This window comes from Pseudomonas sp. 05N434 (genome assembly GCF_056396965.1).
Window position 1 is genome coordinate 1 of sequence record NZ_JBFTMK010000614.1, and the last position, 2,803, is coordinate 2,803.

General features: G+C 59.4%; 3 protein-coding genes and 1 pseudogene. 2 read left to right on the forward strand and 2 right to left on the reverse strand.

Annotated elements, in window-relative coordinates; all coding sequences use genetic code 11:
• Together AC1DLB_RS26855 and AC1DLB_RS26860 are read right to left on the reverse strand one after the other, a co-directional pair.
• Nucleotides 1–571, reverse strand: a 571-nt coding sequence (locus tag AC1DLB_RS26855; protein WP_477785988.1) for an ABC transporter permease, incomplete at its 3' end; no start/stop codon positions are given.
• A complete protein-coding gene (locus tag AC1DLB_RS26860) occupies nt 571–1,380 on the reverse strand; it encodes an ATP-binding cassette domain-containing protein (RefSeq protein ID WP_018927201.1) in 810 nt (269 codons plus the stop codon). The genes AC1DLB_RS26855 and AC1DLB_RS26860, both read right to left, overlap by 1 nt.
• A gap of 276 nt (nt 1,381–1,656) precedes the next feature.
• Between AC1DLB_RS26860 and AC1DLB_RS26865 the strand changes: the two genes are divergently transcribed.
• Both AC1DLB_RS26865 and AC1DLB_RS26870 read left to right on the forward strand, forming a co-directional pair.
• Nucleotides 1,657–2,631 carry a KpsF/GutQ family sugar-phosphate isomerase gene (locus AC1DLB_RS26865; RefSeq protein ID WP_064620295.1) on the forward strand — a complete coding sequence of 325 codons (975 nt, stop codon included), beginning with the start codon at nt 1,657–1,659 and terminating at the stop codon, nt 2,629–2,631.
• Nucleotides 2,631–2,803 (forward strand): annotated as a pseudogene (locus tag AC1DLB_RS26870) (phenylphosphate carboxylase subunit delta); the annotation flags it as partial. The gene AC1DLB_RS26865 and the pseudogene AC1DLB_RS26870, both read left to right, overlap by 1 nt.

A 2,803-nucleotide genomic window follows, 5' to 3' on the forward strand; every position in this document is an offset into this window, starting at 1 on the left:
ACCAGTAGGAGCCTTCATAGACACCCAGCCAGTCGACGGCCACCCACGAACCGCCCCAGATACCCACCACGCTGAAAATCATTGCCAGCACCGGCAGGGAAATGAAGCCGGCCCACAGGCGCGGAGCAATAATGTACTTGAGCGGGTCAACCCCGATCATTTCCAGACTGGACAGTTGCTCGGTGGATTTCATGTTGCCGATTTCGGCGGTCAGCGCCGAACCCGCACGCCCGGCGAACAGCAAGGCCGTGACGACCGGCCCCAGTTCACGCAGCAGTGTCAGCGCAACCATCTGCCCGACAGCCTGCTCCGAGCCATAGCTGGACAGGATATTGAAGCCCTGCAGCGCCAGCACCATACCGATGAACACCCCGGAGACCACGATGATCACCAGGGACATCACACCAACCGAATGCAGTTGCTTGACCAGCAGGCCAAAACTGCCGCCGATGCCACCGCGACCGAGCAAGGCATGAAACAGGAACAGCGCCGAACGCCCGAATACCGCCAGCACATCGATGCCGGCGTGGCCGAAACGGCGCACTCTTTCTATTAATGAAATCTTGCGCATCAGCGCTTCCCCAGAAGATCTGCGCGGTAATCCGTCGCTGGAAAGTGGTATGCGACCGGGCCGTCGGGTTCACCAGTCATGAACTGGCGAATCCGTGGTTCCTGCGAAGTCATCAATTCCTTGGGTGTGCCCTGCCCCAACACTTGCCCGTCACCCACCACAATGATGTAGTCGGCGATGCTCGCGGTCTCGGCCAGATCGTGGGAGACCACGATGCTGGTGATGCCCAGCGCATCGTTGAGCAGGCGGATCAGGCGCACCAGCACGCCCATGGCGATCGGGTCCTGGCCGACAAAAGGCTCGTCGTACATGAGAATTTGCGGATCGAGGGCAATCGCCCGGGCCAGCGCGACTCGACGCTTCATACCGCCGGACAATTCGTCAGGCATCAGGTCAATGGCGCCACGCAAGCCCACGGCCTGCAATTTGAGCAGGACAATATCGCGAATCATCTCTTCCGGCAGTGTGGTATGAACACGCAGCGGAAAGGCGACGTTCTCGAATACATCGAGATCGGTAAACAGCGCGCCGCTCTGAAACAGCACGCCCATGTGCTTGCGCGCATCGAACAAATCGCTGCGCGACAACGTCGGCAGGTTCTGGCCATTGACCCAGACTTCGCCGCTGGTGGGGCGCAATTGGGCCCCCATCAACCGCAACAGCGTGGTCTTGCCACACCCGGAAGGCCCCATGATGCCGGTGACCTTGCCGCGTGGTATGCGGATATCGATGTTATTGAAAATGCTGCGCGCACCGCGCTTGAAGGTCAGTCCCTTCAGCTCGACCGCGTAGGCGTTATCGGCACTCATCTAAACTCCTTGCGATGCAGCCTCTCACTCGGACGCCTGGCTTTCTGACGAAAGCACATACCTTCCCGGGCAGGCCGAACTGGCGGCGAACTATATCACTGCAAATGCCAAGCGCCCAAGGCCCAAGCCGGGCACGTTCAGCAACATGACCACCTGAAATCATCTATTTAGAGGGTCTCGGTAACAAGGAATGACAAACCGCGACGAACTTGCGTGAGGGTTTTGATCATTACCGTTATAATCGCCGCCTTTTCATCAGGCTATACGATTTCTGACATGAGCCAATCCAGCGACCTGATTCAATCTGCACAACGCACCATCCGTCTCGAACTGGAAGCCGTGCAAGGCTTGTTACCCCATATCGACGCGGATTTCGTACGCGCTTGCGAGATGATTCTGGCCAGCAAAGGCCGCGTAGTCGTGGTCGGCATGGGCAAATCGGGGCACATCGGCAACAAGATTGCYGCCACCCTGGCCAGCACCGGCACCACGGCGTTCTTCGTGCATCCAGCCGAAGCCAGCCACGGCGACATGGGTATGATCACGCGTGACGACATCATCCTGGCACTGTCGAACTCCGGCTCCACCAATGAAATCGTTACCCTGCTGCCACTGATCAAGCGCCTGGGCATCAAATTGATCAGCGTCACCGGCAATCCCGACTCGGCACTGGCCAAGGCTGCCGAGGTCAACCTCAACGTTCACGTCGAGCACGAAGCCTGCCCGCTGAACCTGGCGCCAACCTCATCGACCACCGCCGCTCTGGTGATGGGCGATGCCCTGGCGGTGGCGCTGCTGGAAGCCCGCGGTTTTACCGCTGAAGATTTCGCCTTTTCCCACCCAGGCGGCGCACTTGGTCGACGCCTGCTGTTGAAAGTGGAAAACGTCATGCACGCCGGGCAAGAGCTGCCGCAGGTTCAGCGCGGCACCCTGCTCAAGGACGCATTGATGGAAATGACCCGCAAGGGCCTGGGCATGACCGTGATTCTGGAAGCCAACGGTAAACTTGCCGGGATCTTCACCGACGGCGATCTGCGTCGCACCCTGGACCGCAGCATCGACATCCACAGCGCCACCATCGAGCAGGTGATGACCGCCCACGGCAAGACCGCACGTGCCGAGATGCTGGCTGCCGAGGCGTTGAAAATCATGGAAGACCACAAGATCAATGCACTGGTCGTTGTCGACAGCGAAGACCGCCCGGTCGGCGCCCTGAACATGCACGATTTGCTGCGCGCTGGAGTAATGTAATGAGCACGGACCTGCTGCAACGCGGCAAACAGATCAAACTGGCGGTATTCGACGTCGACGGCGTGCTGACCGACGGGCGCCTGTACTTCCTCGAAGACGGCAGCGAATTCAAGACTTTCAACACCCTCGACGGCCAAGGCATCAAGATGTTGATGGCAGCCGGCGTGCAGAC